Genomic DNA, 6,123 nt, shown 5'->3' on the forward strand with positions numbered 1-6,123 from the left:
CCGTCAAGTCTGGCCTTACGTTTGCCGATTGCGCGCCAGCGGCGGGTTCTTCGCGAAGTAGCGGTCGATGCCAGTGAACAGCGCCTCGACCAGCTTGCGCTGGTACTCGGGGTCGCGCAGCTTGTCTTCTTCGGTGGGGTTCGAGATGAACGCGGTCTCGACCAGGATGGACGGGATGTCCGGCGCCTTCAGCACCGCGAAACCGGCCTGTTCGACCTCGCCCTTGTGCAGCCGGCCCACGGTGCCGATGCGCGACAGCACTTCGTTGCCCACGCGCAGGCTGTCCTTGATCTGCGCGGTGGTGCTCATGTCCAGCAGCGCGCGCAGCACCTGAGCGTCCTTGGTCGCGGCATTCACGCCGCCCACCACGTCGGCCGCGTTCTCGCGCTGCGCCATCCAGCGCGCGGCGGTGCTGGACGCGCCGTGCTGGCTCAGCGCGAAGACGCTGGCGCCGCGCGCGTCGGGGTTCATGAAGGCGTCGGCATGCACCGAGACGAACAGGTCGGCCTGTACCCGGCGGGCCTTGGCCACGCGCTCCTGTAGCGGCACGAAGAAGTCGTCGTCGCGCGTGAGCATCGCGCGCATGCCGGGCTTGGTGTTGAGCTTGTCGCGCAGCTGCAGCGCAATGCGCAGCACCACGTCCTTTTCCTTCAGGCCGCTGGGGCCGATGGCGCCTGGGTCTTCGCCGCCGTGGCCGGGATCGATGGCGACGATGACCAGGCGGTTGATGCCGTCCCGCTGCGCGGCGCTGGACTTGCCGGGGATGGGGGGCGGTGCGGCAGGCGGGGGAGGCGCCATGGCGACCTGGGTCGACGGCGGTGCAGTGGTGGAGGTGCCGGGTGCGGCGGCGCCGGAGCGCGCGGCCTCGGTGGCGGCGAGCGGGCGGTCCACCTTGCCGATGAACTCGCCCAGCGCGTCCTGCACCGAGCGGGCGGCCTCGCGTTCGGCCTGGGCCTTGTCGCGGATCAGCGTCAGCAGCGGGTCTGGCGCTTCGGTCGGGTAGAGGTCGAAAACCAGTCGGTGCTGGTAGGCGGCGACCGGCATCAGCGTGAATTGCTGTGGCTTGACGGTTTGCTTCAGGTCCAGCACCAGGCGCACCACACGCGGCTGGTTCTGGCCCACGCGCACGCCGCCAATGAACGGGTCGTCCGACTTGACCTTGCCAACCAGCTCACGCAAGGCAGGGCTCATCTCCAGCCCGTCGATGTCGACCACCAGGCGCTGCGGGTCGTCGGTCAGGAAGTGGCGGGCCACCAGCGGCTGGTCCGACTCGATGGTCACGCGCGTGTATTCCTGCGCCGGCCAGACTCGCACCGAGACAATGCTGGCGCCCCAGGCGAGCTGGGCCGGGCCCAGCACCAAGGCCACGCGGCCCAGCGATTTCAAGGCGTCACGACGTTTCATGCCAGCAACTCCTGTCCTCGTGCGGTGAAGGCCTGCAACTGCACCAGGCGACTCTCGTCTTCCTGTGGAGCAATCTGCAGCGCGAGGTCTGCGGCTGGGCGATAAGGACCGGCATTGCCGGCCCATTCGCACAGCTTCAAACCGGGGGCGGCAAATACCTCCCGAAAACCCGCGTCCTCCCATTCGCGCGGGTCGCTGAAACGGTAGAAATCAAAATGCGAAACTGCCAGCGCACCAAATGGGCTGGCCAGCAGATAAGGTTCGACCACCGCATAGGTCGGGCTCTTGATGCGGCCGGTGGCCCCCAGCGCGCGCAGCAGATGGCGCACCAGCGTGGTCTTGCCGGCGCCCAGGGGGCCGTCCAGCTCGATGCAGGCGTTGGCGATGGCGGGGCGGGCCGCCCAATTGGCGGCAAATTCGGCGCAGGCAGTTTCGTCAGGCCAGCGCAGCGTGCGAGTTTCTAGAATCGGCAGATGGCTCAAAATGTGGAGGGCGGTGAAGGCGTCTCGCGGCAGCAGGCGTCTGACAAATCGCCGCCAGGAAACACGGACATCACGCAGCAGTTGCGGGACTGGGCCCGCACGCTCGGATTCTCCCAGATTGGGGTGGCCGATGTCGACCTGTCATCTGCCGAGCCGGGTTTGCTGGCCTGGCTGGATGCGGGCTTTCACGGCAGCATGGCTTACATGGCTGCGCACGGGCTCAAGCGGGCTCGCCCGGCCGAACTGATACCCGGCACGGTGCGTGTCGTCACCGCGCGCATGGACTACCTGCCTGCCAACCGCGCAGGTGACTGGCAGCAGGTCGAGTGGCAAGGCCTGGCTGACCCGCAGCGGGCCATGGTGTCGCTCTATGCGCGGGGGAGGGACTATCACAAGGTCTTGCGCGCCCGGCTGCAGCAACTGGCTGACAAGCTGGCCACCGAGGTCGGCCCACTGGGCCACCGTGTGTTCACCGATTCGGCGCCGGTGCTGGAGGTGGAACTGGCCAGCCGCAGCGGCATTGGCTGGCGCGGCAAGCACACGCTGACGCTGTCGCGCGAAGCCGGTTCGATGTTCTTCCTCGGCGAGATCTATGTGGACCTGGCGCTGCCGCTGAGCGAGCCGGTCAACGCGCATTGCGGTGCCTGCGAAGCCTGTCTGCAGGTTTGCCCGACCGGGGCCATCGTCGCGCCGTACCGGCTGGACGCCAGGCGCTGCATCTCGTACCTGACGATAGAGCACGACGGCGCGATTCCCGAGGCCTTGCGGCCGTTGATCGGCAACCGCATCTATGGCTGCGACGACTGCCAGCTGGCCTGTCCGTGGAACAAATACGCGCGCCGGGCCAGCGTGCCGGACTTCGACACAAGGCCCGCGCTGGACGGGCCCGGTCTGCTGGACCTGTGGGCCTGGGACGAGCCGAGCTTCCTGCAGCGGACCGAAGGCAGCGCGATCCGCCGCATTGGCCACCAGCGCTGGCAGCGAAACCTGGCTGTGGCGATGGGCAATGCGCTGGCCTCAGGCGTGGCCGACGAGGCAGCGCTGGGTCAGGCGTTGTCAGCCTCGCTGCCCGTGGCCACGCCCTTGGTCGCTGAGCACATCCAGTGGGCGCTGGCCCAGGCCGCCGACAAGCCTTGAGGCTTCAGCGCGTGGCGTCCAGCCCGATCAGCGCCAGTGGCAGGCTCAGCATGCCCAGCAGCGTGGACAGGCTGACCAGCCCGGCCACAAAGCTGCCGCTGCCGCCCATGCGCGAGGCCAGCACATAGGCGCTGGAGGCGGTCGGCAAGGCCGCGAAGGCGACCACCACGACCTGCTGCCCGGCAGGCAGCTCGGCCACGCGCACCAGCACGATGGCGATGACGGGCAGGATCAGGTGGCGGATGCTCATCAGCGCGGCGGCGAGCCTGGGTGCGTCCCGCAAGGCGCCCAATTGCAGCCCGGCGCCCACGGCCATCAATCCCAGCGGCAGGGCGGCGCCGCCGATGCGGCTCAGAGTGATCTGCAGCAGCTCAGGCAGTTGCAGCCCCAGCAGGTTGCCGACCAGCCCGGCGACCGTGCCGATGATCAGCGGGTTCTGCAGCAGCTCGCGCAGGAAGTTCTGGCCAGCATGTCGGGCCAGCGGCCAGACCGCCGCGATGTTGCAGACCGGCACGCACAACGCGACCAGCAAGGCCGTCCAGGCGACAGACTGAACGCCGCCCAGCCGCTCTGCCAGCGCCAGCGCGACATAGGAGTTGAAGCGGAAGGCCGTCTGCGCGCCGGAAGCGTGCAGGCGCGCGTCCACGCCAGGCCAGCGGCCGAGGGCATATGAAAGCGCAATGCCGCAGCCCACCACCGCCAGACCGCAGCCGGCCAGCGTCATCAGCGCACCGGCCTGCAGTGGCTGGCGCACGATGGCGACAAACAGCAGCACCGGGAACAGCAGGTAATAAACCAGCTTCTCGACACCGTCCCACACCGAGCGGTTCAGTGCCGTGCGGCGGCACAGCACAAAGCCGAGCAGGATCAGCAGGAAGTCGGGCAGCAGCAACAGCACATGGGACATGGCTGCAGTGTGCCTGCGAGAGCAGGGATGGCCCTTACGCAATGGCCGCAGTCCAGGCAAACCAAGGCCTCGGCATACTTCTCGGCGTGCGCTGAACCGACGGTCGGCTGGGCTATCCTGCCGCCATTGCCCTGTTCACTCTGGAGACTGCATTGCGACACTCGAACCGCCTGCGCTGGACCCTGTCCGCAGCCTTGATGGCCGCTGCTTGCGCCACTTCCGCCTTTGCGCAGAGCAACTACCCGACCAAGCCAGTCAAGCTGGTCGTGCCTTTTGCGCCTGGTGGCACCACCGACATCATCGCCCGCGTGGTGTCCGAGAAGATGAACCTGGCACTGGGCCAGACCATGATCGTCGAGAACAAGGCCGGCGGCGGCGGCGTGGTGGGCGCGCTGGACACGGCGCGTGCGGCGCCGGATGGCTATTCGCTGGGTGTGGCGACGGTGTCGACCACAGCGGCCAATCCGGCCATCAACCCGAAGATCGCCTACAACCCGCTGACCGACTTCACGCCCATCATCAACATCGCTGCCACGCCGAACGTGATCGCGGTGCATCCGTCCTTCCCGGCGCGGGACTACAAGACCTTCCTCGAAGTCCTGAAGAAAAATCCCGGCAAGTACAGCTTTTCCAGCTCCGGCACCGGCGGCATCGGCCACCTGCAGATGGAGTTGTACAAGAGCCTGACTGGCGTTTTTGTGACCCACATTCCTTACCGCGGCGCAGGCCCTGCGTTGAACGACACGGTGGCGGGTCAAGTGCCGATGATCTTCGACAACCTGCCGTCCGCGCTGCCCTTCATCAAGGAAGGTCGCCTGATCGCCATCGTTGTCGCTGCACCGCAGCGCTTGGCTGTTTTGCCCGACGTGCCGACGTTCAAGGAAGTGGGCCTGGAGCCGGTGAACCGCATGGCCTACTACGGCATCTACGGTCCCAAGGGCCTGCCCAAGGACGTGGTCGACAAGGTGGCTGCTGCGGTCAAGAAAACGGCCGAACTGCCTGAGGTCAAGAAGCGAATCGAAGACACCGGTTCGCTGCTGGTGCTCAACACCCCCGAGCAGTTCGCCGCGCAGATCAAGGCCGAGTTCGACGTCTACAAGCAGGTGGTCGCCAAGCAGAAGCTGACGCTGGAGTGACGCGGCCGGAGAGGCCTGATGGGCCTGTGCTGCATCTGCCGCCTTGCGCGGTGGATGCAGGCCTGATCGATCTGTTCAACGACGCGTTGTGGCTGGAGGATGGGCTGAGCGCCAACACCCTGGCCGCCTACCGCCGTGACTTGCAGGGGCTGGCCAGTTGGCTGGCCGAGCAGGGCGGCGTGGACCTCACCCAGGTCACCCAGGTCCATCTGCAAGCCTACGCAACGGCCCGGCATGCCGGCAGCCGCAGCAGCAGCGCCAACCGCCGCTTGGCGGTTTTTCGGCGCTTCTATCGCTGGGCCTTGCGTGAGCACCACGTCAAGGTGGATCCGACCCTGCAGTTGCTGGCCGCCCGCCAGCCGATGCGCCTGCCCAAGACCTTGAGCGAGGCACAGGTCGAAGCGCTGCTGCGAGCGCCGGACGTGATGACGCCACTGGGCTTGCGCGACCGCTGCATGCTGGAGCTGATGTACGCCAGCGGTCTGCGGGTCAGCGAACTGGTCGGTCTGCCGTCCATCAACCTCAGCCTGAACGATGGTGTGCTGCGTGTCAGCGGCAAGGGACAGAAGGAGCGTCTGGTTCCCTTCGGCGAAGAGGCCGAGCGCTGGCTGCGGCTTTATCTGGCAGATGGCCGCCCGCAGATTCTGCAAGGCCAGGCAAGCGACGCCTTGTTCGTCACGGCGCGCGGTGGGCCGATGACACGCCAGATGTTCTGGACGCTGGTGAAGCGGCATGCGGCGCAGGCCGACATCCGCGTGCCGTTGTCACCGCATACCTTGCGCCACGCCTTCGCGACCCATCTGCTGAACCACGGCGCAGACCTGCGGGTGGTGCAGATGCTGCTCGGCCACGCAGACATCTCGACCACGACGATCTACACGCATGTGGCGCGAGAGCGCTTGAAGTCATTGCATGCGCAGCACCATCCGCGAGGGTGACGGCGGCGATGTTGCGGTGTCGCGCCGTTGCGATCACCCATGAAAAAAGGTTCTTCGCCGATCTGAGTGAATCGCAGGGCGGGCACACGGTTGTCACTGCTACCTTGGTGGTACCAAGC

Annotated in this window: 6 protein-coding genes; 3 read left to right on the top strand and 3 right to left on the bottom strand. The window is 66.9% G+C overall.

Annotation, left to right across the window (positions count from 1 at the left end):
• Positions 1-15: 15 nt before the first annotated feature.
• On the bottom strand, positions 16-1,404 hold the full coding sequence (locus tag LRH25_RS30960) for an N-acetylmuramoyl-L-alanine amidase (RefSeq protein WP_231013138.1): 1,389 nt from the start codon (positions 1,402-1,404) through the stop codon (positions 16-18).
• Positions 1,401-1,886 carry a tRNA (adenosine(37)-N6)-threonylcarbamoyltransferase complex ATPase subunit type 1 TsaE gene (tsaE, locus tag LRH25_RS30965; protein ID WP_375140603.1) on the bottom strand — a complete coding sequence of 162 codons (486 nt, stop codon included), beginning with the start codon at positions 1,884-1,886 and terminating at the stop codon, positions 1,401-1,403. Before tsaE ends, LRH25_RS30960 begins: the two co-directional genes overlap by 4 nt.
• Before the next feature lie 81 nt (positions 1,887-1,967).
• Here tsaE and queG point away from each other — a divergent pair, with 81 nt between their 5' ends.
• Positions 1,968-3,023, top strand: a complete 1,056-nt coding sequence (gene queG / locus LRH25_RS30970; RefSeq protein WP_141289574.1) for a tRNA epoxyqueuosine(34) reductase QueG — start codon at positions 1,968-1,970, stop codon at positions 3,021-3,023.
• 4 nt (positions 3,024-3,027) lie between these two features.
• Here queG and LRH25_RS30975 read toward each other — a convergent pair whose 3' ends face one another.
• Positions 3,028-3,930 carry an AEC family transporter gene (locus tag LRH25_RS30975; RefSeq protein WP_141289570.1) on the bottom strand — a complete coding sequence of 301 codons (903 nt, stop codon included), beginning with the start codon at positions 3,928-3,930 and terminating at the stop codon, positions 3,028-3,030.
• A gap of 197 nt (positions 3,931-4,127) precedes the next feature.
• Between LRH25_RS30975 and LRH25_RS30980 the strand changes: the two genes are divergently transcribed.
• Both LRH25_RS30980 and xerD read left to right on the top strand, forming a co-directional pair.
• Positions 4,128-5,066, top strand: coding sequence for a tripartite tricarboxylate transporter substrate binding protein BugE (locus tag LRH25_RS30980; RefSeq protein ID WP_141289573.1), 939 nt, complete (start codon positions 4,128-4,130; stop codon positions 5,064-5,066).
• Between the two features lie 26 nt (positions 5,067-5,092).
• Complete coding sequence (gene xerD, locus LRH25_RS30985; protein ID WP_231013139.1) at positions 5,093-6,004, top strand: site-specific tyrosine recombinase XerD; 912 nt, start codon at positions 5,093-5,095, stop codon at positions 6,002-6,004.
• The last annotated feature ends 119 nt before the right edge of the window (positions 6,005-6,123 follow it).

Origin of the sequence: Ideonella azotifigens (assembly GCF_021043325.1) — a bacterium.
In the GTDB taxonomy this organism is placed as follows: domain Bacteria; phylum Pseudomonadota; class Gammaproteobacteria; order Burkholderiales; family Burkholderiaceae_C; genus Ideonella; species Ideonella azotifigens.

Coding starts and splice junctions, on each gene's coding strand:
- LRH25_RS30980 (WP_141289573.1), top strand. CDS start 4,128: ATGGCCGCTGCTTGCGCCACTTCCGCCTTTGCGCAGAGCAACTACCCG.
- LRH25_RS30960 (WP_231013138.1), bottom strand. CDS start 1,404: ATGAAACGTCGTGACGCCTTGAAATCGCTGGGCCGCGTGGCCTTGGTG.
- LRH25_RS30975 (WP_141289570.1), bottom strand. CDS start 3,930: ATGTCCCATGTGCTGTTGCTGCTGCCCGACTTCCTGCTGATCCTGCTC.